The organism is Proteus hauseri, assembly GCF_004116975.1.
Taxonomy (GTDB): Bacteria; Pseudomonadota; Gammaproteobacteria; order Enterobacterales; family Enterobacteriaceae; genus Proteus; species Proteus hauseri.
The window spans coordinates 2349093-2375729 of sequence record NZ_CP026364.1 but is presented as its reverse complement, the minus strand read 5'-3'; the positions used below and the strand labels follow the sequence as shown (position 1 = coordinate 2375729).

General features: G+C 36.5%; 22 protein-coding genes. 8 read left to right on the top strand and 14 right to left on the bottom strand.

Going from position 1 to position 26637, the window contains the following annotated elements; genetic code table 11:
• Window positions 1-8 precede the first annotated feature (8 nt).
• Window positions 9-836 (top strand): phosphoenolpyruvate hydrolase family protein, encoded by an 828-nt coding sequence (locus tag PH4a_RS10780; RefSeq protein WP_129039702.1) that lies wholly within the window; start codon window positions 9-11, stop codon window positions 834-836.
• A gap of 86 nt (window positions 837-922) precedes the next feature.
• On the opposite strand, the gene PH4a_RS10775 is transcribed toward PH4a_RS10780, so the two are convergent.
• Window positions 923-1822, bottom strand: a complete 900-nt coding sequence (locus PH4a_RS10775; protein WP_129039700.1) for a diaminopimelate dehydrogenase — start codon at window positions 1820-1822, stop codon at window positions 923-925.
• Between the two features lie 200 nt (window positions 1823-2022).
• On the opposite strand from PH4a_RS10775, the gene PH4a_RS10770 reads away from it, so the two are divergent.
• A complete protein-coding gene (locus PH4a_RS10770) occupies window positions 2023-3363 on the top strand; it encodes an MATE family efflux transporter (protein ID WP_129039698.1) in 1341 nt (446 codons plus the stop codon).
• A gap of 82 nt (window positions 3364-3445) precedes the next feature.
• Here the strand turns inward: PH4a_RS10770 and PH4a_RS10765 are convergent, their stop codons facing one another.
• On the bottom strand, window positions 3446-5023 hold the full coding sequence (locus tag PH4a_RS10765; RefSeq protein ID WP_129039696.1) for a hypothetical protein: 1578 nt from the start codon (window positions 5021-5023) through the stop codon (window positions 3446-3448).
• A 411-nt stretch (window positions 5024-5434) separates the two neighbouring features.
• Here PH4a_RS10765 and PH4a_RS10760 point away from each other — a divergent pair, with 411 nt between their 5' ends.
• Window positions 5435-5680, top strand: coding sequence for a hypothetical protein (locus tag PH4a_RS10760; protein WP_244212874.1), 246 nt, complete (start codon window positions 5435-5437; stop codon window positions 5678-5680).
• Window positions 5681-5814: 134 nt separating this feature from the next.
• Here the strand turns inward: PH4a_RS10760 and PH4a_RS10755 are convergent, their stop codons facing one another.
• Window positions 5815-7203: a hypothetical protein gene (locus PH4a_RS10755; protein WP_129039694.1), complete on the bottom strand. Its 1389-nt coding sequence runs from the start codon at window positions 7201-7203 to the stop codon at window positions 5815-5817.
• Window positions 7204-7649: 446 nt separating this feature from the next.
• Here PH4a_RS10755 and pepT point away from each other — a divergent pair, with 446 nt between their 5' ends.
• From pepT to PH4a_RS10740, 3 genes are all read left to right on the top strand, one after another.
• The gene (gene pepT / locus PH4a_RS10750; protein WP_129039692.1) at window positions 7650-8903 is read left to right on the top strand and encodes a peptidase T; all 1254 of its coding nucleotides are present in this window, start codon (window positions 7650-7652) and stop codon (window positions 8901-8903) included.
• The gene (dcuC, locus tag PH4a_RS10745; protein ID WP_129039690.1) at window positions 8900-10267 is read left to right on the top strand and encodes a C4-dicarboxylate transporter DcuC; all 1368 of its coding nucleotides are present in this window, start codon (window positions 8900-8902) and stop codon (window positions 10265-10267) included. Before pepT ends, dcuC begins: the two co-directional genes overlap by 4 nt.
• A gap of 703 nt (window positions 10268-10970) precedes the next feature.
• Entirely contained in the window at window positions 10971-12293 is a 1323-nt protein-coding gene (locus PH4a_RS10740; protein WP_129039688.1) for an L-cysteine desulfidase family protein, read from the top strand.
• Window positions 12294-12467: 174 nt separating this feature from the next.
• Here the strand turns inward: PH4a_RS10740 and yjiA are convergent, their stop codons facing one another.
• The 11 genes from yjiA to apt form a co-directional block, all read right to left on the bottom strand.
• Entirely contained in the window at window positions 12468-13442 is a 975-nt protein-coding gene (gene yjiA / locus PH4a_RS10735; protein ID WP_129041889.1) for a GTPase, read from the bottom strand.
• 22 nt (window positions 13443-13464) lie between these two features.
• The gene (locus tag PH4a_RS10730) at window positions 13465-13671 is read right to left on the bottom strand and encodes a YbdD/YjiX family protein (RefSeq protein WP_064719079.1); all 207 of its coding nucleotides are present in this window, start codon (window positions 13669-13671) and stop codon (window positions 13465-13467) included.
• Window positions 13672-13739: 68 nt separating this feature from the next.
• Window positions 13740-15890, bottom strand: a complete 2151-nt coding sequence (locus PH4a_RS10725; protein WP_064719078.1) for a carbon starvation CstA family protein — start codon at window positions 15888-15890, stop codon at window positions 13740-13742.
• 351 nt (window positions 15891-16241) lie between these two features.
• Window positions 16242-18734, bottom strand: coding sequence for a TonB family protein (locus tag PH4a_RS10720; protein ID WP_129039686.1), 2493 nt, complete (start codon window positions 18732-18734; stop codon window positions 16242-16244).
• Window positions 18735-18750: 16 nt separating this feature from the next.
• Complete coding sequence (locus tag PH4a_RS10715; protein ID WP_129039684.1) at window positions 18751-20268, bottom strand: protein kinase domain-containing protein; 1518 nt, start codon at window positions 20266-20268, stop codon at window positions 18751-18753.
• Entirely contained in the window at window positions 20268-21017 is a 750-nt protein-coding gene (locus tag PH4a_RS10710; RefSeq protein ID WP_129039682.1) for a PP2C family serine/threonine-protein phosphatase, read from the bottom strand. The genes PH4a_RS10715 and PH4a_RS10710 overlap by 1 nt, the downstream gene beginning before the upstream one ends.
• Window positions 21017-21700 (bottom strand): vWA domain-containing protein, encoded by a 684-nt coding sequence (locus PH4a_RS10705; protein WP_129039680.1) that lies wholly within the window; start codon window positions 21698-21700, stop codon window positions 21017-21019. The genes PH4a_RS10710 and PH4a_RS10705 overlap by 1 nt, the downstream gene beginning before the upstream one ends.
• A 255-nt stretch (window positions 21701-21955) precedes the next feature.
• Window positions 21956-22561 carry a recombination mediator RecR gene (recR, locus tag PH4a_RS10700; protein ID WP_129039678.1) on the bottom strand — a complete coding sequence of 202 codons (606 nt, stop codon included), beginning with the start codon at window positions 22559-22561 and terminating at the stop codon, window positions 21956-21958.
• On the bottom strand, window positions 22561-22890 hold the full coding sequence (locus tag PH4a_RS10695; protein ID WP_064719073.1) for a YbaB/EbfC family nucleoid-associated protein: 330 nt from the start codon (window positions 22888-22890) through the stop codon (window positions 22561-22563). Before PH4a_RS10695 ends, recR begins: the two co-directional genes overlap by 1 nt.
• A 54-nt stretch (window positions 22891-22944) precedes the next feature.
• Window positions 22945-24924: a DNA polymerase III subunit gamma/tau gene (gene dnaX, locus PH4a_RS10690; protein ID WP_129039676.1), complete on the bottom strand. Its 1980-nt coding sequence runs from the start codon at window positions 24922-24924 to the stop codon at window positions 22945-22947.
• Between the two features lie 312 nt (window positions 24925-25236).
• Entirely contained in the window at window positions 25237-25788 is a 552-nt protein-coding gene (gene apt / locus PH4a_RS10685) for an adenine phosphoribosyltransferase (protein ID WP_064719071.1), read from the bottom strand.
• A gap of 136 nt (window positions 25789-25924) precedes the next feature.
• Here apt and priC point away from each other — a divergent pair, with 136 nt between their 5' ends.
• Both priC and rsmS read left to right on the top strand, forming a co-directional pair.
• Window positions 25925-26467, top strand: a complete 543-nt coding sequence (priC, locus tag PH4a_RS10680) for a primosomal replication protein PriC (protein ID WP_129039674.1) — start codon at window positions 25925-25927, stop codon at window positions 26465-26467.
• 11 nt (window positions 26468-26478) lie between these two features.
• Entirely contained in the window at window positions 26479-26634 is a 156-nt protein-coding gene (rsmS, locus tag PH4a_RS10675) for a pleiotropic regulatory protein RsmS (RefSeq protein WP_064719069.1), read from the top strand.
• Window positions 26635-26637 lie beyond the last annotated feature (3 nt).

The window sequence follows — 26637 nt, the reverse complement described above, 5'->3', positions numbered from 1 at the left end:
GAAGAAGAATGACTCATTCACGTGAAGCGTTACTAAAAAAATTCAATGAAATGATTGCTCGCCATGAACCTATAATTGGTGGTGGCGCAGGTACTGGGCTTTCAGCTAAATGCGAAGAAGCTGGTGGCATTGATCTTATTGTAATTTACAACTCAGGTCGTTATCGCATGGCAGGCCGTGGCTCTTTAGCCGGTTTACTTGCCTATGGTAATGCCAATGAAATTGTTATGGATATGGCAAAAGAAGTCTTGCCTGTCGTGACACACACACCAGTACTTGCTGGTGTTAATGGCACAGATCCATTCTGTAACTTTGATAAATTTTTAGATGATGTTAAAGCAACAGGCTTTGCGGGTGTGCAAAACTTTCCAACGGTGGGATTAATCGACGGTAATTTTCGCGCTAACTTAGAAGAAACTGGCATGGGTTACGGACTTGAAGTAGAAATGATCCGTAAAGCTCACGAAAAAGACTTGCTAACAACACCTTATGTGTTTAGTCGTGAAGATGCCATTGCTATGGCACAAGCTGGTGCTGATATTATCGTTCCGCATATGGGATTAACCACGGGTGGTAATATTGGCGCTGAAACGGCATTAACTTTAGCCGATTGCGTACCCTTAATTAATGATTGGGCAAAAGCCGCAAAAGCAGTACGTGCTGATGTGATTGTGCTTTGTCATGGTGGCCCAATTGCAACACCAGAAGATGCTCAATATATTCTTGATAACTGCCCAGATTGCCATGGTTTTTATGGTGCTAGTTCAATGGAACGTTTACCAACCGAAGTGGCATTAACCGCAACAACGAAAGAATTTAAAAGTATTAAACGCTAATCCTAAATCATCAAGTTTGCCTAAGCGTTAATCTATATTGCCCACTTTTATGTGGGCAATATTTTATACAGAGATCCTTAATTAAATTACACTAATTTAGCTATTAATGTATTTAAATCACCCGCTAAAAAGTTTACTGGTGGAATTTCAATTACAGTATAAGCACCTGCTTGCTGCTTCATACTTGCTCTTGCTGCTGAAACCATAAATTGAGACGTTAATGCAGGATTGTTGATTTTCATTGAATATTCAAATAACTGATTATGTGTTTTGCCTGAAACACCTTTGTGGATCATTTGCACACCATGACCAATGTCTTTTAAGCTATCAACACTATCAACTTGTTTAATATGTGTTTCATCTGAAGAGAAATAACTATCTGCCTTAATCGCTTTTTCTACAGCATTAAAATCAGCACCTGCTTTTAATTCAACATAAACCATACGGCGGTGAACACCCGTGCCTAATGGAATTGTCATAGAAAGCGCATCTTTTACACCTTCAATTGCTTTAGCCGCAACACTATGACCCATACTCATTCCTGGGCCAAAGTTTGTATAAGTAATTCCTTTTGGCGCCATAGCTAACATTAACGTGCGAATAATAGAATCAGAACCCGGATCCCATCCTGCTGAAATAACAGCAACACGGTCGTGTTTTTTAGCTACGCTATCAAGCTCTGTTTTTAATGCAACGATTTCGCTATGAACATCAAAACTATCTACCGTATTAATACCTAATGCTAAAATAGATTTTGCTAATTCTTTAATTGCCCGTGTTGGTGAGCAAAGAAGTGCAACATCAACCTGTCCTAACGTTTTTATATCATTGGTAACAGTAATATTTTGCAGTTCTTCTGGAATATTTGTGCAATCACGACGAACCACACCTACTAATTCAAAATCTTGTGCCGCTTTTACTGCTTCTAAAGCAAATTGGCCAATATTGCCATAACCAACAATGGCGACTCTTATTTTCGTATTCATTTTTTCCCCTGTGCTAGATATTAATCATTTCTTAATAAGAATAGTGATTAAGATCCAACGAATAAACCATATAATAATTTTTTTTGCCAGATATTAATTAATTACGCTATTCCCCTATAAATAAACCATGTAGAATCCACACTCTTCCCGCTGATTATATTTACAACACTTTTTCACTCTGTTTTTTAAGAAGGTTTTCAATGCATCAGTCTGATGTAGCGGATCGTTCGCTTTATTCTCTTAGCTGGCCGATATTTATTGATATTTTTCTTCATCTCGCCACGCTATTAATCAATACTTACATGATAAGCCATGTTTCTACGGCTTATTTAGCCGCAATGGGCGTGGGTAACCAAGTTTTTGACCTTTTTATCACTATATTTAACTTTATTAGTGTCGGGTGTAGTGTCGTTATTGCTCAATATCTAGGTGCAGGAAAGCGAGAGAAAGCCAGCCAAGCGATTCATATTTCTATCGCATTTAACTTCTTGCTCGGTTTTATTAGTGCTGCTGTGATCCTGTTTTTTGGCTACCGTATTCTTAATGTTATGAATACGCCAGAGCATTTAGTGCAAGATGGTTACAATTACCTACATATTCTTGGCATTTGCCTTATTCCAGAAGCTATTTCAATCATTTTAGCGGCATGTTTACGTGTTTACGGTAAATCAAAAGCGGCAATGTATGTCACATTAATTGCCAATATTGTTACCGTAATCGGTAATATGATTGTGCTATACGGCTTCTTTGGATTACCGCAATATGGCTTAGTAGGTGTTGCTTGGTCAACGGTTGTTGGTCGTATTATCGCCGTTATCTTACTTTGTGGATTACTGTTCTATGGCTTGCGTATTAAATTTGAAATTAGGCTATTAGTTATTTGGTCTAAAAATATGCTAGCGAAAATCCTACATATCGGTTTACCTGCTGCGGGTGAAAATCTGGTGTGGATTTTACACTATATGACAGCATCAGCATTTATCGGGTTAATGGGTGAAGTTCCGCTAGCCGCCCAAACGCTATATTTCCAATTGTCACTCTTTTTAATGCTATTCGGCATCGCTATTAGTATTGGTAATGAAATACTGGTAGGCCATTTAGTCGGTGCTAAACGCTTTGATGATGCTTATATTCGCGGTGTTAAAAGTCTTAAAATGGGGGTTATCTTCACGGTAGTTGTCGTGATTATCTATTGGTTTATGCGTGATCCGATCCTTTATTCCATTACTGACGATCAGCGTATTATCGACCAACTATTACCGCTATTTATTTTGTCGGTATTTTTAGAGCCAGGTCGTACATTTAATATTGTAATGGTTAATGCCCTACGTGCCGCTGGCGATGCAAAATTTCCGCTAATTACCGCGGTTTGTTTTATGTGGGGCGTGGCAATTCCTGTCGGCTATTTTCTTGGTATTAAAATGGAGATGGGCTTAATTGGTATTTGGATTGGTTTTCTGTGTGATGAGTGGCTACGTGGCTTAACTAATGCGTGGCGTTGGTATTCACGTAAATGGCAAACTAAGCGTTTGGATATTTAAATTAATATTAATAATTAATTTTCAGATAAAAAAGCTCCCTCAGATTTCAATATTTTTTTGAGGGAGCGACTTAATGTAATATCTATTTAATCTTAAAATAAAGAAGCATTAACTCCATATCAATGCCATAATACATCTGGATATCATTAGGTATTTTATCCATATTATCATTTTTGAGTTCTTCAATAAAAGAATTAATTATACCATTGGTAAATTTTCTATTTTCTTTACTTAAAATCAACTCTACTGGTATATACTCTATTTTATTTAAAAAATCACTCGTCATTTTCTTTTTTACTTCACTTTTATCAATAATTGAACTCGATAAATCATCCATTGATATAAATGATTTATTTATCATTATGTTTATCATTTTTTTTATCAGCATTTTTTTACTTTCTTCTGATAGTCTAATTTTATTTACTAAACTAGTTTTATTTAATTTTTTTACACTGGATTCAATTATTGCTTTTAATTCATTAAAAACTTTTTTCTTATCCTCAATAAAATCACCCTTATATTCAATTAATTTATTTAAACAACCTAATTTTTTCTTTATTTCGTTTTCTCTATTATTTAAAATACTTACTAACGATTCCATTAACGCTTTTTTATCGATAATGCAGTCTACTATTTTCTCTATAATATCTGCATATAAATTTATCTTTTGAAGTTCATGTAATTTATTAATCTTAGAAAAGTCTTCTGTAAAAAAACCAGTAACATCTTTTTTCACATTTTTATTAAAGATATAAGAATACACAAATAAATAGTTTTTAATTTCATTAATTAATTTTTCATCATTTTTAACTCTCTTATAATCCAAGGATGAACCATAATTAATATAGTAAGATATCAAACTTTCAATATTTACATCATCTATATTTTTTGGTGAAAATAATTTCAAAGAAAGTTCGTTATTAAACCCTTCAATTAATTTATGTTTAGATATTTTAATTCCTCTATTAGTAAAAGCATTTTTTATATATCCTGCTAGTTCTGATTTTATCTTTGATGTAAGAATTTCTTTTTCTTCAGAGGTCAAATTTCTTTGGGGGAGTTTTGGTCTTGAATTTCTAATTTTTTGTAGTTTACTCTCATTCAAATCGTCATTACCACGCTCTGCTTCAGCATTCTGTTTATCTGTACTATCATTCTTTTCAGGATCAACATGATGTGATGCTTCAACATGCTGTTCATCTGTCCTATCATTTTTTTCAGAATCAACGTGATGTAATGCTCCAGTCATATCCATATAGATACTCTCAGTAGCTTCTGAGGACTGTTCGCTATTGCTAACAATATCCTTTGAAACATTGCTATCGCCTAACGGCATATATTTTACATAAATATCCTCTTCGGCATTGTTTGAATCGCATTCTTTATTTTCTTTTAAATCATGAGGGGTTAATTTTACGCTTGATTTATTAGTCATGTTTTTATTTTCGACTGATAAAATTTCCTCACTAACATAATTTATAGATTTTTCTTTATTATCACTTACAGGAGTGGATTCTAAATATAGGTTAGGAATAAAAATAATACATCTATTATCTAATGATGAAAATTTTTCAGCCATGATATTATCTGATTTTTTTTCGAAACTATTATTAAAAAAACGATTTAGAACTATATTAGATGAAGTAATATTAGAAGGCATAATTATATCCTTATTAATCTATTTGTCATTATTATGATATCCTTTATAACTTATCTAACTATCAATTAATAACCTAAAAAAATATTTTACTTTAATAAACTTTTTAATCGTTTTTCACAAAAAACATGTCTTAACATAAAGTTAAAAATATTAATAATAAAAAACAGAAATTAACCATCAATAAACATTAAATATTTCTTATAAAAATAATTATTTTTCTATAATTCAAATCGTTTTTTATGGTAAAAGTAAATGTTGGTTTTTTCTTATCAAAAAGACGGACTAGATTAAATAAAGAGATAATACAAAAATTAAATACAATGTAATCTTATAATAAATTCCGTTGAATGGTTTATTTCTTATCCGAAAGTTAATACCTCAACAAATAGGGAAAATGGCGCTGCGGGTATTATGCCTTCATCAGAAGGTCAGCCTGTGCTTGCATTACAATTAATTGAAGAATTAAAGGTATTGGGTGTTAAAGATATTAAAATACACGATACTGAAATTATAACGGTAATACTACTTTCAAATCTTAATTACTATATTCCTACCATTGCCTTTCTTGACCATTTAGTTACCAATGCAGAAAAAAACAATAATAAAAAAACGAAAATCCTTTCTTATAAGGGTAGTTATCTTTGTTTAAACAAGTAACTTGATATCTATTACGTTATTTTGAATAGTAACGAAATCATTTTGTATATTTTTATTTTTAAACACTATCAATTTCGTCATTAAAATTAAAAATACAGCCACAATAAAAATAATGGGGCACCACCATCATAATTTTAGTTCTGTTTAACTTTCGCCAATAACTCTTTTAATGTAAGATTTTTATTTTCATTCGATATTTTAAGCTGATTATCTATTTCATCTAAAAAATCACTCATTGAATCATCATTTTTTATTAAATTAAGTTCATCCTTATGCTTTTCCTCTATACTTTTTTTCTCTATATTTTTTTCCTCTGTGTTTTTTTCCTCTGTGTTTTTTTCCTCTATCGAGGATAGCTTTATTTCATTTGTCTTGTCCGCTCTATCTAGAATTCTTTTTTGCTCCTCTATTTCTTTTAATTTTTCCTCATCACTAGGTTGTTTAATAATAACTTCATCTATAACACCATTTTCATGCTTACTTTGCTCATTTTTTAAATATTGCAAATAAATCAAATTATTAACTTTTTCATTTAATTTTAAAAAATGGTTTGATTCAGCCAATTTTTTTAAATACACTTTTTTATTAAAGTAAGCTTTTTTATTAAAGTAAGTTTTTTTCTTTTTATTGCCACTTGTATTTTTAATTTTATTATAATCTTCTAAAAAACTATAGACTTTAGAAAGAAAAGTATAGCCATAACTACCCTTACCATTTGATAATCTATCTAATAATGATACGTCTTTTGTTATTTCAATCAAGAAAGATTTAAATTCATCCTTTTCAATAGTTAATTTGTTTTTATTAAAATGAAATTCAACTTTCTTATCATTGGATTTCACCTGTGTATTATTAGTTCCCACCTGTGTATCATCATTATTTAAATTAGATAACATTGATGGTTCTTTTTCATAGGGTTCACTGCTTTCATAAAGATGAAAATTTACACTTTCATATCTTGTATCATCAAATTCAATTTCACTTTCTTTTAAATAATTAGAATTAGACTTCTCTGGTAATTCAACATTATTATTCATTAGAGATTTAAACTGCATATCTGCAATATAATCAATTAATAACATCTTACTTTTTAACAAGCTATTATGTTCACATGAATGAAGAGAGTTAATAGCTTTATCAATTGGAATCAACTTTCCATTTGGAAGTTCGATAAAATCCAAAATACTCTGATTTTTTTTAAAAATTATTTTTTCTTTACCTATAAAGTTAAATATTTTTTTTATTTTAGATCTCCAGGTTTTAGTTTTTCCTTTTAATTCTATTTTCTCTTCATTTGTAATATTATACTCATTACTGATAACTATTTTTTTAGGCTTTGAAAATATAGTTGCTGAATCAAATTCAACTTTACTAACATAGCGATCTTGATGGATGAATTCATTTATTGTATTTTTTACTTTAATAGATAAACTAGAAATAGACAACTTTATTTCTTTACCTGGAGCGGCTATTTCATTAGTAGTAAATAGTGTATTCTTGCAAACTTCATTGATGTTATTCATTATAGTAAACACTCATGTTATTTATATATAAATAACATTTTAAGATTATTTTTTTCTTCTTCTATCACTTCTCTTTTCTATTTTTTAAATAAATAGCATTAATTTTCAGAAAAAACATTAACCATTTTCAAAAAGCACACATTAATTGTGATAAAGAGACAAGGGAATATTAACTAAAAATCTATGATTAATTTCATAAAAATACAATCAATAAAGTAAATAAAAATAACCTCATATACAAAAAACGCTATTTTTTTTAATAAAGAAAAAACCAAAAGTTAAATTTTATTTAACCTTAAAAAAATCCTACAAAAAAAATTATTTCTCACTAATTCCTAATTGTTTTTTTTATGATACAAGTAGGTGTTGGCTTTTTCTTATCAAAGAAGACGACTTAGATTAAATAAAGAGAGAATACAAAAAATCAAATATAATGGAGTCTTATAATGAATCTCGTTGAACGGTTTATTTCTTATACAAAAGTTAACACCACCACAAATAGGGAAAATGGCGCTGCGGGTATTATGCCTTCATCAGAAGGTCAGCGTGTGCTTGCTTTACAACTGGTTGAAGAATTAAAAGCTTTAGGTGTTGAAGATATTAAAATCCGCGATACTGCAATTGTGACAGCAACTCTACCTTCAAATCTTGATTACGATGTTCCTACCGTTGCCTTCTTTGGCCATTTAGATACCAGTGCAGAACAAACTAATGATACTAAAGCGCAAATTCTTCCTTATAAAGGTGGCGACCTCTGCTTAAATAAAGAATTAGATATTTATTTACGCCAAAGCGAGTTCCCTGAATTAGAGAACTATATTGGTGATGACATCATTGTAACCGATGGTACAAGCCTACTAGGTGCTGATGATAAAGCGGCTATCGCCTCCATAATGGATATGCTGCAATACTTCAAACAAAACCCAGATGTAAAACATGGTACGGTAAAAATTGGTTTTGTACCAGATGAAGAACAAGGCTTACGGGGTGCGAAAGTCTTTGATGTTAAAGAATTTGGTGCTGATTTTGCTTATACCCTCGATTGCTGTGGTATTGGCGAGTTAGTGTATGAAAACTGGAATGCGGGTGATGTAGAAATTACCTTTACTGGCGCTTCAGCGCACCCAATGTCTGCAAAAGGTAAACTGAAAAACTCACTCTTAATGGCACATAAATTTGTGGCTATGTTGCCAGGTGGAGAAGCACCTGAATATACCGAAGGCCGTGAAGGTTATTATTGGGTAAAACAATTAGCCGGTAATAGTGCGCGTACTGTATTAAAAATGGATGTACGCGATTTCACCGAAAAAGGCTACGCACATCGTATGGCATTTTTAAAACAGCTTTCAGAATATTGTGAAGGTTTATGGGGTGAAGGATCTGTGGCTTGTAAATTAGCAGACCGTTACGCTAACGTCTTTAATAGCCTACAAGGTGATAATCGTTATCCAATTGATATTGCTGTTGCCGCTTATGAAGCCAATGGCATTACACCTCGTCCAATTCCAATGCGTGGCGGTTATGATGGTGCAGCACTTTCTCAAAATGGCTTACCTTGCCCTAATATCTTTACTGGTGCGCATAACTTCCACTCAATTTATGAATATCTACCAGTTAAATCGCTTTACGCCGCAAGTGATGTTTTAAAATCAGTAGTTAAAATTACTGCTGAGCGCTTTGCACCTGGAGTTAATGCATGATCCAAATTCTTGCGGTCTTAGTCGTCGTTATTATTGTCGCTAGGATGATCTTGAAAGGATATAAAGCCGAACCAGTTTTATTAGTTGCAGGCTTAGTACTTATGGCACTGACAATGGCATTTGGTTGGGGTGATATTTTACCCAAAAATGTCAAAACCACAGGTATTAGCTGGTTAGATCCTTTTGAAGTAATGCGTGATCTATTTAGTAGCCGAGCCGCAGATTTAGGTCTGATGATTATGGCACTGATGGGATTTGCGCATTATATGGATCATATTGGTGCAAATGAAGCAGTTGTACGTGTTGCAACTCGCCCACTGAAAAATATGCGTTCACCTTATGTACTGCTGTTTTTCTCATTCTTGCTAGCGAGTATTTTACAACTAGCAATACCGTCAGCAACGGGATTAGCCGTTTTGTTAATGGGAACTATGTTCCCGATAATGATCGGATTGGGGTTATCCCCAGCCTCGGCTGCAGGTGTTATCGCTACTTCATTGGGTGTTGCTTATACTCCAACAGCTATTGATGCTATTCGTGGTGCAAAAGCTGTTGATTTAGGTGTAGTAGAATATGTGCTTTACTATCAAGGTCCGGCGGCAATTGCAACCGTATTGGCGGTAGGTATTACCCATATATTCTGGCAACGTCACTGCGACCGTAAATCAGGGTTTATTCCTCAGTTAGGGAAAATCTCAGAAGAAGTTAAAAGCGATAAGAACGTACCCGGGTTTTATGCCCTACTGCCAATGTTGCCTATTATTATGGCAGTCAGTTCATCAAGCCTATTTGTTGTTGGCATCCACCTAGATGTTGTTACTATTGTATTGATTTCAATGGCAGTTTGTATGTTAATTGAGACTTTACGTTTACGTGACTTCAAATTAGTTTGTGCTGGCTTTCAACATTTTCTAAAAGGCATGGGCTCAGCGTTTAGTAACGTAGTGGGACTATTAGTTGCTGCGGGTGTTTTTGCTCATGGTATTAAAGTGAGTGGTGCAATAGATAGCTTAATTATAATGGCTGAATCGGTTGGATTACCTCCTTTTGCGATGGCATTAGTGTTTGCTATTGTTACATTAGCAGCAGCAATTATTATGGGTTCTGGTAATGCACCTTTCCTCGCATTCGTTGAACTTATTCCACAAATTGCCCACAGTATGGGTGTTAACCCAATTGCAATGATTTTACCCATGCAACAAGCGTCACACATGGGACGCGGTATGTCTCCTGTTGCTGGTGTTATTATTGCTGTATCAAGTGGGGCCAAGTTACAGCCTTTTGATGTAGTGAAAAGAACTGCAGTGCCGTTAATGGTGGGATTTGTTTTCCACTGTACTGTTATTGCTCTTTTCTATTATTAATTAAATCAGTCTGGGGCAATATGGTTGTCTCAGACTATTTTCAAATAATAGACATATTAAAAATAAATAAACATAATTTATTGCAAACTCTATAAATACAAATAGTAGAAAGTAATTTAAATATTAAGCAGTTACTACATTTGTAATCTTTATTCTTAATAACATAAATATAATAATATTAACAAAATAATAAGAATTTATTCTTATACTCACTAAAAAAAACAGCATAGTATTCATTGTGTTAAAAGATGACATTTAGTAAAATTTTATCCACTCATTGCCATTTATTTTAACTATTCTGAGTTAGCCCACATTAAGTATGATAATTATACTAACAATAGAATGATCTATTCATTCTATTGTTTTTTTATTTTAACTAATAAATATATTTATAATAAATATTATTATAAATATATTTATTAGTTAAAATAACCATCAATTATTACTAATATCTATTCATAGCTATCCATTGGAGTTACTGATCATTCTCTGTATTGTTCTGACAGTTCGAGTTCAAATCTCTCTTCAACCTTATAAACAAAAAATTATTCCAATTACCCCAATAAAAATAGTATTATTTTCTCAATATTTACAAGAAAGTAGGAAATTCAGAAAGAACTTTCTCTGATAAATTCAGTATGATGAGAACATTAAAAAAAGAATAACCCTTTGAATTTTCATATAGTTTATTGGATGCAATGCAATGAAAGAACAATTATCCTCTCGTTGGAACATATTAATAGCTGCGGTTAAACAACAAGTAAAACCTGCTTTAGGTTGTACTGAACCTATTTCTCTTGCATTAGCAGCAGCCAAAGCCGCTAGCTATTTGCAGCACAATATCACACGTATTACAGCAGAAGTTTCTCCTAATCTCATGAAAAATGGTATGGGTGTCACTGTACCAGGTACCGGAATGGTAGGATTAGCTATTGCTGCAAGTTTAGGTGCTATTGGCGGAGATAGTGAAGCAGATTTAGAAGTGCTAAAAAATGCTACACTTGAAGATGTAAAAGCCAGTAAAGCGTTATTGGCATCCGGTATTGTTAATGTATCTATTAAAAAAGAATGCCAAGAAGTTCTTTACTCTGAAGTCACTATTGAAGATAGCGAAAATAAAGCGACAGTTATTATTGCAGGTAATCACACTAATATCGTTAAAATTATCCATAACGATAAAGTGCTTCTTGATAAAACTAACAACGATTCACAACAAACTGCATCTCCGTGCCAAATCAAAGAAGCGTTAACAAATACCAATACTCAAGAAATTTATGAGTTCATTACCCAAGTACCTGCCGAAGAGATCCTGTTTATTCTTGACTCAGCGCATTTAAATGATGCCTTATCAAAAGAAGGTTTGAACAATACTTACGGCTTACATATTGGTCAAACATTACAACGTCAACAGCAACGCGGATTGCTCGCTAAAGATTTATTATCAGAGATAATGATCCGTACTTCAGCAGCTTCTGATGCTCGTATGGGAGGAGCTGTTTTACCTGCAATGAGTAACTCTGGTTCCGGTAACCAAGGGATTGCAGCAACAATGCCTGTTGTGGTCGTTGCTGAATATCTGAAGGCGGATGCCGCCAAAACAGCTAGAGCATTAATACTTTCTCATCTGCTAGCTATTTATATTCATCATAAATTCCCTGCTTTATCTGCATTATGTGCAGCAACTACAGCATCTATGGGTGCTGCTGGTGCCATAGCATGGTTGATGGAAGAACGCTATGAACCTATGGCAATGGCAATTAGTAGCATGATTGGGGATATTAGTGGTGTGATTTGCGATGGCGCATCTAATAGCTGTGCAATGAAAGTCTCAACGGGAGCAAGCGCTGCTTATAAAGCTGTACTTATGGCACTGGATAATACTTATGTCACTGGTAACGATGGTATTGTTGCTCACGATGTTGATACCACCATTGAAAATCTTTGTGCATTAGCCAGCCGAGCAATGCAGCATACTGATGTTCAAATTATTGAGATTATGGAATATAAAGCTGTTGCTAACGGTTAATTAAAATATCATAAAAAAGCACCCCATAATGTTGATTATTATGGGGTGAAATATAAGATCCCAGGAACAGGATCCTCCTCAAGTCAGGAGCTTCTTCAATATTCGTTTACTGCTATTGCTACTTACTACGGTTACTACTACTTCTCTTTCTAACACTCACTACAGGGTATTTAATTAGCCGTTTTCAGCACTGTCCATAAGCGCATCAAAACTTGCTCTTATTTCATCTTCTGGCAGTTGAATACCAATAAAAACGAGGGTACTTTCACGATGCTCATCGTCACGCCAAGGGCGATCCCAATCTGCACTATAAAGTCTTTGTACGCCTTGGAATAACAAGCGATTAGGTTGCTCTTTAATATTTAATATACCTTTGTAGCGCAACAAGTTATCCGCAAAACTAAGTAATAGTTTTTCCATCACATCAGAGACTTGATGTAGTTCAACAGGATAATCAAATTTCAGTACAATAGAACTGATATCATCTTGTTTTTCCGCCTGAAAACGAAATAAAGGCTGTTTTACTTCTAAGGTATCGCTCAACATAAAACCTTTTACGTTAAACAATAATCCTAAATCTATTTGCCCATTAATCACGGTATAAACAGGTGCTCTAGCATTAATGCGTCTTAACCGTGAAAGAAGTTCTTGAGATGCGGACTGAACATCCGTTTTCGTTAGTAAAATACGATCTGCATAACCAATTTGTGATTGCGCAATAGTAAATTGATCAAGCTGTTGCTGGGCATGAACATTATCTACCAAAGTAATAATGCCATCTAATAAATAGCGCTGGCAGATTATTTCGTGAGAGAAAAAAGTCTGCGTTATTGGTCCCGGATCTGCCATTCCTGTACATTCGATAACGAGTCTGTCGAACTCAATTTCACCACGATCAAGACTGTCACAAAGGTCAAGTAGAGTATCTTCCAATTCATTGGATTTACTACAACAGATGCAACCATTGGTCAGTGTTTTGATTTGAGTCGCTCTATCACCAATTATCTCATCATCAATAGGCACTTCACCAAATTCATTTTCAATCACTGCAATTTTGTAACCATGCTCTTCGTTAAGCATATGGCGCAAAAGCGTTGTTTTACCTGATCCTAGAAAACCCGTCAGTATTGTGACTGCAATTGGTTCCATCATTCGTCTCCTTTACAGATTATTAGCAACAACGAAAACCACCTTTACCATCGCCACCACCATAACGAGCTTCTTGGCGCTCACGGAAAAACTCGTTATAAGTCATAAAAGGTTTATCCGGGTGATTATCTTTCATGTGCTGAACATAGTTATCGTAGTCAGGAATTCCCACCAGCATACGCGCAGCTTGTCCGAGATATTTTCCAGCTTGTCCTAAATTACCAAACATACGTTTCTCCTGAGATAAGACCCCGTACCAGCTAGCCAGTACGGGGTGAAATAACCTTTTACCTTAGATTAGTGACCTGAGGACACTTTAACGTCTTTTGGCATAGGTACATACGGTGTTTCTTCATCTGATTTCTCTGGATTTTTACGTGCATTCATCGCAGTACGGAAACCGTAGAAGATAATGCTATAAACAACCACTAAGAACAGAATACTTAAGCCAGCATTGGTGTAGTTATTAATTACAATATGATTCATGTTTGTAATTTCTGTTGCTGTTAAATCAGCACCACCAGCTAAAATCTTCGCTTTGTATTCATTTGCTAGGTAGAAGAAGCCTTCCATTTGTGGATCATTACTGAAGAGTTTCAGCCCTAATGCCCATGTAGTACAGATTAATAACCATACTGCCGGAACAACGGTAACCCAGATGTATTTAGTACGTTTCATCTTAATTAAGATAACTGTACCTAATACCAGCGCCACTGCGGCTAACATTTGGTTAGAGATACCGAACAGTGGCCACAAGCTCTTAACACCACCTAATGGATCCACAACGCCTTGATACAGTAAATAACCCCATAAGCCTACGCAACCTGCAGTACCGATGATCCCTGCAATTAAAGAATCGGTTTTTTTCAGGAATGGAACAAAGTTACCTAACAAGTCTTGTAGCATAAAGCGACCAGAACGTGTTCCTGCATCAAGAGCGGTTAGGATAAAGAGCGCTTCAAACAAGATACCAAAGTGATACCAGAAGCCCATATCAGCGGCAGGGATAATTTTGTGGAATACCATCGCGATACCAACAGCTAAGGTAGGCGCACCGCCCGCACGGTTTAGTACAGAAGGCTCTCCGATATCTTTAGCTGTTTGTAAAATCTCATCTGGTGATATCACAAAACCCCATGAACTTACTGTAGCAGCAGCATGTACAGTTGCTTCTCTTAGCTGCTCCATAATAACGGCTGTATTTTCGCCACCTAATTCATGCAGATTTGGCATTGTAATACCTAATCCTGCTGGTGGTGTATTCATTGCGAAATATAAACCTGGTTCAATGATAGATGCAGCAACTAATGCCATGATTGCAACGAATGATTCCATTAACATTGCACCATAACCAATAAAGCGAGCATCCATTTCGTTTGCGATAAGTTTAGGCGTTGTACCTGATGCAATCAGGGCATGGAAGCCAGAAACCGCACCACAAGCAATGGTGATAAATAAGAATGGGAATAATGCACCCTTCCATAATGGGCCAGTACCATCGATATACTGAGTAACAGCAGGCATTTTCAATTCAGGATTCAGAATAACAATACCAACAGCTAAACCAACGATAACCCCAATTTTTAGGAAAGTCGCTAAGTAGTCACGAGGGGCTAGGATCAGCCACACCGGTAATAATGCAGAAACAAATGCATAACCAATCAGACCAAAGGTAATAGTGGTATCTTTAAAGGTTAATGCTGGACCCCAGTATGGGTCGTGAGCAATAACACCACCGAACCAAATCGCTGCAATCAACAATACAATACCAATAACTGACACTTCACCGACACGACCAGGACGGATATAGCGCATATAGATACCCATAAATAGGGCAATAGGTACTGTTGAACAAACGGTAAATACACCCCAAGGGCTTTCTGCTAATGCTTTAACAACGATAAGCGCAAGTACTGCAAGGATGATGATCATGATAAGGAAACAACCAAACAAAGCGATAGTACCCGGAATAGGCCCCATCTCTTTTTTTATCATCTCACCTAAAGAGTTACCATTACGGCGCGTTGAAATAAACAACACCATAAAGTCTTGTACAGCACCAGCAAGCACAACCCCTGCTAATAACCAGAGCGTACCTGGCAAATAACCCATTTGCGCAGCAAGAACAGGTCCCACTAATGGACCAGCACCTGCAATAGCCGCAAAGTGGTGACCGAATAAAACATAGCGGTTAGTTGGAACATAGTTCAAACCATCATTATTGATAACTGAAGGTGTTGCTCTTGTTGGATCCAACTTCATCACTTTTTGAGCGATATAAAGACTGTAGTAGCGATAAGCCACTAGATAAACAGCAACAGAAGCAACAACTATCCATAATGCACTGACGTGTTCACCACGACGTAGTGCAACAACAGAGAGACAAAAAGCACCAATAATCCCTAGGATCACCCAAGGTACGTGCTTTAGAAATGCATTTTTGTTCATGAGACACCTTTTTTTCAGGCAAGACCGAACAGCCAAAGAGTAATGCGGAACAGCCGAGAATATTTGAACGAATGTGAAAGTCGACTGTCCACGGCTACATAATAAGAAGAATGGCCTATGAATAGAGCGATTAAATCCCTTAGCGGTTGTATAACGAATTAAGCGGTCTATTTTCTTCTTTGAGTGGTTATCGCGTTTTGGAAAGTGTATTTTTTTGTGATCTATATAACAATTTTATGGCTTTCAATAAGTTAGTAAATGATTAATTACAAAAAAATCTACCGTTCCGTGACACAGAAAGGTATGTCACAGAAAAGGTAGATTCTATAAAGAAACAAAGATTAATTGAAATTACAGACTAAATTGGACAGAAATAAGTGTAGTACTTCCCTTTTTAGTGTTACTAAATCGCCATTGATAAGCTGCATCAATCACCGCATTATCGATTTGCAAATTACCACTACCTGATTTAATCATCACCACCGTTGGTATCCCCTCAGCATCAAGATCTAGTTGTAATATAATATCGCCCATTTTAGGCGCATTCTCAGGAACAGTGACTTGAGGAAGCTTTTGTGAGTTTTCTTTGATGTTAGCGGCAGAAAAATCAATGCTAAATAGGCGATTAGATTGCTCAATATTATTTGTATTTAACGGCTTACGTACAACTTTGCTATTAGGATCTATTTTAGGAATAGGTCTTTGAGCTAATTGAATTTGTGTTAAGTCATCACTGAGATAATCGTGTATCAAATTAGTTTCAATTCCTTCTGGCAAATAGCGCATATCCATACGTGCACGTAATGTTTGATAGCGTTCTAGTCTTACCCCTTCTAGGGTATTCATCGCCATTCTCATTTCTAACATTTGTAAAGTAGAGGCTAGACTGTCTTCCGTTTTTAGCTGAGCAGCTTTAGCAAAAGCACCCGCGGCTATTTCAGGATCTTCATCTAACCATGTAATTCCCCATCCTAACCAAACATCGCTTTTTGTCGGGTCTAAACCTATCGCTAATTCAAAGTGATTACGAGCCTTTAATAGCAGATTTTGCCAATAGGTTTCATCTTGAGGATAAATATCTGGCGATTGAGCAAGATTATTTACGCCTACGTTGTAATATTGCAGTTCAAAGCGAGCAATCATTCTTACAACATCGTCATTACTTTGGTTAAGCGATAATTGCTCATTTAAAAAACGCAAACTGTTGTCCCAATCTTCGTGGTTATTTTTCCCTTTTGGTAAGGTTTGCAGCTCTTTTAAGATACTTTGCAACTTCGTTTTATTCTGTTGCTGCAACTTGTATTCTCTTTGATAAGAAGAGTAAGGGTCATAACCTGTAGAAACCACTGCGGATTCTTTTTCTGGCGCTCTGGTTAAAATTTCTTCTAATTTATTTTCACCTAAAATAATACTTTTAGGATCTTGCCTTGCATAACCTTTTGCCAGCGCCACGAGCAAAGGCTGCTGCTCAATCATGTATTGATTCCAACCCAGTCGAGTACTGTCAAAATTGACTATTACACGCTGCCTATATCCTTCAGAAGTTGGCATAAATCGCCAAGGAAGCGCAATTTTCAATGCTTCATGATCAAAACTTTCAATTCCGCTACTTTTTTGGATCCATAACCCAGAAACCCGACCTTGAGCATCAACATCAACAGATAAAACCACGTCAGCATGAGGAATATATTGCTTAATTATTGGATAATTTAAATCTGTAAAATTTTGTATTTCATTAGGAGAGTCAATAGTAACAATCCCGGGATACTCTTTTCTCGTCGCTGAATGCATTGTTACATACGTGGTATATCCACGATTAACGATATAATTCAACATTAGCCGTTGATTAGCTAAATCTGTGATTTCTGCTGGTGGAGTTGTATTTTGCCGATAATAGCGTTCTTCAACTGCCCTAGCTTGTAATACTTGATAGGCTTGGCGCTGCTCTTTAGGCAACTCAGAAACTGTTTTTTCAAGTAACGTTTGCAATGATTGATTATGATAACCAAGATTATCAGTCTCTAGCATGTCTGCTACCATTAACGCCGCGACTGCTTTTTCTAAATCAATATTCGCTTGGCTTTTTACGATATGAGTTAATGCTCTCGTTTGCCAAGCCTCTATCATTAATGGCGCAGATAATAGGGTATTAACACCCACAAATTCTAACTGGGTATCATTTGGTTTAAATAGTGCTGATAATGCTTGAGTTATAACTATTTCTGGTTGATTTAGCAGCCAATCTCCATAATAAGCGAGCGTTTTAATTGCCTCATTTTGTATTAGAGAGCCTTTTGAACTGGTTAAGTAATGCTCTTTTGCTGCCATTGCAACCGATAAATCTTCATCTAAATAATCTAGTGCAGGTAAGTTTTTTCGTTGTGCATTGAGCTGATTAAGATATTCCATTGCTTTTTGCGGTTGATAAAATACCGCTTTGTTAATATTTTCTTGTTTTTCCAATGCACTACTGTGATAAGCACGCCATTGATAACTACTTATATCCTGTAAAACAATACGCCGACGGTTTTCGAGTTCTGAGTGAGGAATAATGGTTAGCGATACTGCAATCGCCATAAATACCACTAATATGCCCCCTAAAAGATAAAATCCGTTTTTACTTCGCCACGACTGCAATAACATCACCGTCGTCATAATTAACGAACCTAACCATAATCCCATAAGAAAATTACGTTCATCAAAAACGATTGATGACGGTAATATTTTTATATTAATGGCATCAAGGCTACTTAGGATAAGCATTAATAATGCAGGAAACCAAAAAGGCATAAATACAGTTGGGAGGATAAGTAACAGAAGCGTATATTTTAGATATTTATTCATATTATTCCCCCACTAATTAAGGTTTTCTTTTTAGAATCGAAATGGAAGGAACAACAAAAATAAGCAACAAAACGATGGCCGCAATCATTAACATCATGACGCTTAAAAAAGCCACCATCCACTGTTGAATATAATCAGATTGTAAGAGTTGGTTTACCCACTTAAATGCATTTTGGCTATTTGCACTATTAGGAATAAAAAACTTTAGTAACAAACCAAAAAGAACAGGGATAGTCATCGCTAAGAAAGTATGAAAAACCACCCTAGGAATGGTATTAAAAATCTGTTTTGCTGCGATAATAAATGCAGGCGGCTGTATAGGCCGTGCTGGCCGAGTCTGAGTAACAACATTAGGTGATGCATGCTTTGCATTTGCCTTAATCGCACGTTTTTGTCGAGCGAGTTCTAATTGTGCTTTGTTTTTCTTTTGAGTAACCGCAACTTGCTGTAATTGAGCCTCTCTTGCACAAGCAGCACAGGCTTTTCCTGCAAAATACTGGTGGTTTTTATTTTTTTGACAAACCAACATTTGCTGCTTTTCAGGTTGAGCATAATCATAGAGTGTATTTGCCCATGTTTTAGCACTTGGTCGCTGAGAAGGTGCGCCAGAAAACGCTTTGTCAAAAAGTTGGCGCAGTGTATCAGGAAGATGCTTATGACCGCTTACCATACTTGGCGAAATAAGATTGTGCGCTTTTATACCATATGCATAAAACTGTCCCGCAATACGCCTTGGAATATCGGTAGGCACACTATCATTTTTAGGACTACCACTAAAAGGATGAATACCAAAATTAAGCAGCTGAAAAATAATCACAGCTAAAGAAAATCTGTCTTGCCACTCTTCTTGATCCTCAGGAATGACCTGTTTACTTTGAAATTCAGGTGCTAAATATTCAACTGTAAATTGCCCTGCTGGATAACGCGTATTTTCACCTTGAATACTAAACCCATCACAATCGAGTAAAGACATATACAAACTAGTTTTATAAAACCTTAAGTTAAGTGGTTTCATATCAACAACACGATGCCCTTGCTGGTGTAGGGCATCAATTAAAGAGCATAAGTTATATGCTAAACTCAGTTTAGCGCCCATTCCTGTGGGCAACCCATGAGCTTTGGCCTGTCTTTCTTGCAGAATATATTCTAATTCAATCGTGTTTTTAACATCCAACTCTGGCATAACAAAGCCAACAAACTGCTTTTGATTATTATATAAACGAGCTTCAGGCCACGCGAGCTGAATGATTGGAATACTATTTACAGTGACAGGTTGCAATGTAGGTTTTAATGCCTGCATTGCAGTGATTTTTTTCAGGTAATAAGACTTATCAATTTTATCATGATAAATCTTAGAAACCTGTTTAGATGCATTTATAATATGACTAACACTTCCAGCACCACCACTTTTTATCAGATTACCTATCTGATAAGTCACGCCATTTTCATCTTGTAATTGAGTTAATGGCACTTGAGCAGTGGCTTTTGCTCCTGCATTCTGGGTACTGGATTTTTTTTTATTCGCTCTCGTCACTACTCTTCATTCCTAAAGCAAATTACCAGTGTTTTATCATCACCCGTAATTGAGTGAGTACGAGAGTCTGCTAATGTTCCGGCTAAAGCTTCACTTCCGGCATCTTCAGAAACTGTTTTTAAATAGCGGATAACCGGTTGAATAAAGGGCTCATAAAGGGCATCAGCATTTTTATTCATAGCAAAAGGTTGTACGCCATCAGACATTAAAACAACTTGTGTAACCGGTTTAGTTAACGGAGTAACACGTAAGTGTTCTTGCCAACTTTCTGATGTTACAAACCATGTTTGATTAGCATATTCACCATTTTCAGGTTGAGAGACATAACTTGTTCCGTCACTAAATTCAACCACAGCAATACCATCACCTAAGTGAAATAAATAACCGCCATCATCACCGATCCAACAAGCAACCAACGTTGACGCATATTCATTAAGTTCACACTGATTTATTTCTGCATATTCAGCGAGTTGTAAACGAATATCTTCAATAAGTTGATAAACACCTTGTTTGACCTGTTTTTCAGTTAACAAATAGATATCTGGCCATTCTGTAATTCGTAACGTAAATAACCGAGCCGCAAGCTTTGCACCTTGTTCGCTATAACGGGAAGAACCAGCACCATCACAGACAGCGGCAATTAAATATTCGCCTTTACGTCGAACAAAATAGGCATCTTGGCACGGAATTTGATGCTCTTGATGAGCAGCACCAATAACTGAAGCTCCATAAATTAACCAATCATTCATCAAACAGGTACACTCGCCCAAGAATCAGTAGAAGGTAGTTGTGCAGTACCACCAGGTGTAGATTGTGAAACAACTTGCATACTGGCACTTAACCACAAGAAAAGTTCTTTAAATTGCAGGCCTTTCAGCATTTTTACGCCATTAATACCATTTTTTGTAAAACTCCCCATGATCTCAGCACTTGCTCCCTCAACCATAATAGGAAACACAGCAACTTTTTGGCTTTCTTCCGCTTGGCGACAAGAATGTGCTGCCTGTTCCCACATATCCGTTGGAGCACCATCTGACATTAAAAATAACCAAGGGCGAGTATAAGCAACGCCGGCTTGTTTAAAACGTTGCTTTTCAGCTTCAATTTCTTCTAATGCTAAAGAAATAGCTTGCCCCATTGGGGTTGTACCATTCGCTTCTAAAACAGGCGCAGTGAAGTCCATTGCATCTTGCCAATCACCATGAACGGTACATTGATCAAATCCACCATATTCAATGACTAAAATACGAACACGCTTAGCGGCAATAACATCATTTTTTAGTTCTTGTTCTAATAATTTAAGGCCTTCATTTAGTTGGTTGATTGGCTCTCCATACATACTACCTGAGCTATCTAGCACTAAAATAAGCGGGGTTCTTTGTTCACTGTTATCAACTAAAGCTACATCAGGGATCATAGGATGCTCCATCATTAAGTTATTCCCTTTTAAGATGGTGAACAATGTAACATAAAGATATTGAATTCATCAGAATGAAAAAGGTCATCAAGTGAAGATAAAGATATTTCTGATAAACAAAAAGATTTTTTGCTCAGAAAAAAAGAAAGATAATCTAAAGTGCGAGATATCACACATAATAAAGTTGTACATATGAAAAAGAAAAAACACCTTTAAGCATTAACCCAAAGGTGTTCTAAAATAAATCATTTTGCTAGTTAACTAACAAATTTAATAACGGATTTTTTGGCGTCCAGCAATAGAGTGCGAGAGTGTTGTGCCATCAACCATTTCAAGTTCACCACCAACAGGAACACCATGAGCAATTCTGCTCGCAGTAATATCATATTGTGCGCAAATTTCAGCAATATAATTGGCTGTTGCTTCGCCTTCAACTGTCGGATTAGTCGCTAAAATGACTTCTGAAATAGTCTCTTGGCTTAAACGTTCTTCTAATCTATCTAAACCAATATCCATCGGACCAATACCGTCTAAAGGCGACAAATGTCCCATTAGCACAAAGTATCGGCCAGCAAACTGCCCTGTCTGCTCGATAGCATGAATATCAGCGGGGCTTTCCACTACGCATATCTGACCATTTTGCTGACGTCGAACATTACTACAAATAGTACAACGCTCTTCTTCAGTAAATGTGCGGCAATCACAACAGTGGCCGATTTCAGACATTGCTCGCGTTAACGCTTGAGCTAATCGCATACCACCGCTTCTATCACGCTGAAGCAGTTGAAAAGCCATTCGTTGCGCTGATTTTGGCCCAACACCGGGCAAACAACGCAATGCTTCCATTAATGATTCAAGAAGTGGGCTCGTTTGCATTAGAATGGCATCTTAAAGCCTGGTGGTAATTGCATTCCGTTAGAAACAGATGCCATTTTTTCTTTTTGCGTTTCATCAATACGACGAGCTGCATCATTAAAAGCAGCGGCAATCAGATCTTCTAGCATCTCTTTGTCATCTTCTAGCAGGCTAGGATCGATTTCAACACGACGGCAATTATGAGCACCATTGATAGTGATCTTCACTAAGCCAGCACCGGATTCACCCGTTACTTCTAAGCTTGCGATCTCTTCTTGCATTTGCTGCATTTTATCTTGCATTTGTTGGGCCTGTTTCATCAGATTGCCCAAACCACCTTTTCCGAACATAATTGTCTCTCTTTGTAAAAGCCACACTGTATGTATTTATACAAAATGTTGCGATTAAACAGGTCGGATACTCTCTTCATCCAGTTCAGCATCAAAATATTGCTGTAATGTTTGAATTGTTTTATCCGTAATAATCGATTGACGCGATAACGCCAACTTTTCATCATAAATGGCTTGCCGCCATTCCAGTGGTGTTTTAACCGCTGGTGAGTCATCTTCTATAATTGTGAGTGAAATTGCTTTTCCATGCAATTCACTTAACGCATTTGTGAGTGTACGCAGCGCATTTGCAGAATTTAAATGTTTCTGTTTAGTTCGTAAATGCAAAATGACTTCATTTTCACTTACTGTTTCTTTATACGCATTTAATGCCAATTGCTGAATTAGCTTTGGTAGTGGCATTTTTTCTATTTCAGCCGCCCATGCATCACGTTCCCATGATTCTTTAGCAATTTTTGCAGCAAGTTCAGGTGTTTTTTCATATTCGAGAACTTCTTTGATCTCTTTAGGTGAAGAAACAATCTCTTGAGTAGATTCTACTTCTGGGTTCTGTGGTCGCCATTGATAGGCTTCTTTTTTCTTTTTTTCAGATGTAGACGTTGACTGACGGCTTTGTGTTGCAACTTGTTGGCGTCTTTCGCTTACGGCTGCTAGCCGCTCTAATGCACTAGCAGCCGGCTTCGCCTGTTGAGACGTCGCCGGTTTAGGCTTTTTTGGCGGGGTTTGCTGTTCAGTTCCCCTTATCGCCTGCCGTGCTCTTAACAATTGAGCTGTTGGGCTATCGCCTAAAGCTGCACTATTTTCTGTTGGTGAAACATGTTGAGGTGTCGATTGCTGAGTATGAGCCGGCTCGATTTGCGGTACATGTTGGGTAGATACTCGCCCTGTTGGTGCCGCTGAAGGTAATGTTTGCACTAAAGGTGTTGAACGCACTTCATCAATCACGGTTTTAGGATGAAATGCCAGCGCTCTTAGCAATGTCATTTCAACGCCCATACGACGATCAGGCGCATAAGATAATTCTTTTCGCCCCACAAGTAGTGTTTGATAGTAAAGTTGCAAATCTTGAGGCGAGATAGATTTGGCTAACAGCCTTAATCGTTCTTGAGTAAATTGCTCTTGTGGATTTTCTTCACTCGGTAATAACTGCAACATCGCGATTTGATGCAGTAATGAGAGCGTTTCAACTAAGAAATTCTCCCAATCAGTTCCTCGTGAGGCGACTTCATTTACCAACGCCATCACTTGTTGACCATCGGCTTTAACAAGCGCTTCAATTAACGCAAGAGGTTGCGCATCGTCAATAGTCCCCAACATGTGGCTGACAATATCGGCACTTACAACACCTTCACCACTAGCAATAGCTTGGTCTGTTAAACTTAATGCATCACGCATACTACCATCAGCAGCGCGAGCAATCAGTTGGCGCGCTCTTGCATCATTTTCAATATGCTCAGCTGACAACACCTTTTCTAATTGAGTTGCAATTTGGTCAATATCTAAAGCACGTAGATGGAATTGCAAGCAACGCGATAAAATCGTTACTGGTAATTTTTGTGGATCAGTAGTGGCGAGCAAAAACTTAACATGTTCTGGTGGCTCTTCTAGCGTTTTTAATAGGGCATTAAAGCTATGGCGCGATAACATATGGACTTCATCGATAAGATAAACCTTAAAACGTCCACGTGCTGGTGCGTATTGAACGTTATCAAGAAGTTCTCGCGTATCTTCTACTTTCGTTCTTGATGCCGCATCTATTTCAATTAAATCAACAAAACGACCTTGTTCGATTTCAAGGCAATTAGCACACTGACCACAAGGTTTACTTGTAATACCTGTTTCACAATTGAGCCCTTTGGCAAATAACCGGGCGATAGTGGTCTTTCCGACACCGCGAGTACCAGAAAAAAGATAGGCATGATGAAGTCGCTGATGATCAAGACCATTAGCTAACGCAGTCAATACATGACGTTGACCGACAACATCGTTAAAAGTTTGTGGGCGCCACTTACGGGCAAGTACCTGATAGCTCATTGATTCCGCTAAATTTGAACGAGATTTATCTCTATGCTAACACAGGGAAGACCTCTTGAGCGAGATTTGTAAGAGACAAATGAGAGATTGATAAAGTTAACATCAGTGATTAGCGTAAAGCATAACATTACAAAGCAACAATTGTGCGGGTTTTATACATTGATAAAATGCACAAAAAAACCCGCACTATTACTATGGTAATCCACTTTAATTAGTCATTACCATATTCAGCTTTTGTATTAACTAATTTTAGTCAATATTCTGTTGAGTAAAAACGTTTTAATTAATTGTTTTTATTAAACAGTTTAAAAATTAATGTCCAGGAAAATTAACCAGTGTAAAACTGTGAACACCTTGTTTTTCTAAGCGTTCAATGCCACCTAAATCTGGTAGGCAAATAATAAATGCGGCTTCAGTAACAGTTCCACCTAAACGGCGAATAAGGCGAGCAGTCGCTTCAATAGTGCCCCCTGTTGCCAGCAAATCATCAACCATTAATACTTTATCTTTATCCGTAATACTGTCTTTGTGGATTTCTAAAGTATCTGTGCCATATTCCAGGGAGTAAGTTTCACTGAGCGTTTCACGAGGCAATTTACCTTTTTTACGAACAGGTACAAAACCAACACCAAGACGTAAAGCGACTGGAGCTCCAAACAGGAATCCGCGAGCTTCGGTACCTACGACTTTAGTGATACCCTGACCCTGGTAGTGTTCTACCAGTAAATCGATAGTTGCCTGATATGCAGCAGGGTTATCTAAAAGTGTGGTGATATCACGAAATAATATCCCTTCTTTTGGATAATCAGGAATGGTTTCAATGCTGTCTTTAATAAATTGCAGTTGTTGCGCGTTAGCAGTCATAATCAGTGCCATAAATAAAAAACGAAACGATAGAATCTATGCAATATGCCGTTAAAATGCAACAGAAAGCCAGTTAACAACTCTTTTTTGTTGCTTTAAGTCAATTCAGTTTTCATAAAAATAGAGACAAAAACAAATGAAAAAAGCAGATTCATTGAGTTTGTTTGAAAAGCAAATCGACAATCTTGCCGAAGCACTAGCGCCTATCGCAAACAAAAAAATTGCGGCACCTTGCTTCGACACAGCACTGTTTCACCGCCGAAGTGATTCACTTGGCGGTTATATGCAACAGATCCGCGATAATTTTACCCAGTTAATCGCTTGTGTTGAGGCACAACGAAGCCAGCAAGTTAAATTTCTGGCTACACAAATCCTACAACAAGTTGAAGCATTAACTCGTGAATTATCGACACAAACACTAAGAAAGCAAGAAAACCTGCTTAGCCAACGAAAAAAAAGCACCGATTTATACCAAAAACTTGCACAACATCAGGATTACGAACGTCGATTACACTCAATGATCCAAGATAGAGAGCTTGAATTAACGCAAACCCAAGGATTCACGCGTCAGCAAGAGCTACAAAAAGAGATTGCCGCACTTGAAAACCGTTTAGCTCGCTGTAAAAATGCGCTGTATTCCATTGAGAAAAGCATTGAAAAGCAAGAAGATAAATATTAAAGAGAATAAGTATGAATTTAAAAGATGCGCCAGAATCAGTCCAATTAGCGGTTGATCTCATTTATTTGCTAGAGAGCAATCAAGTCGATCCCAAAACGGTACTTGAAGCTCTCGATATTATTCGTCAAGATTATGAGAAAAAATTGGCAAACCAAACAGCAAACTGAGTT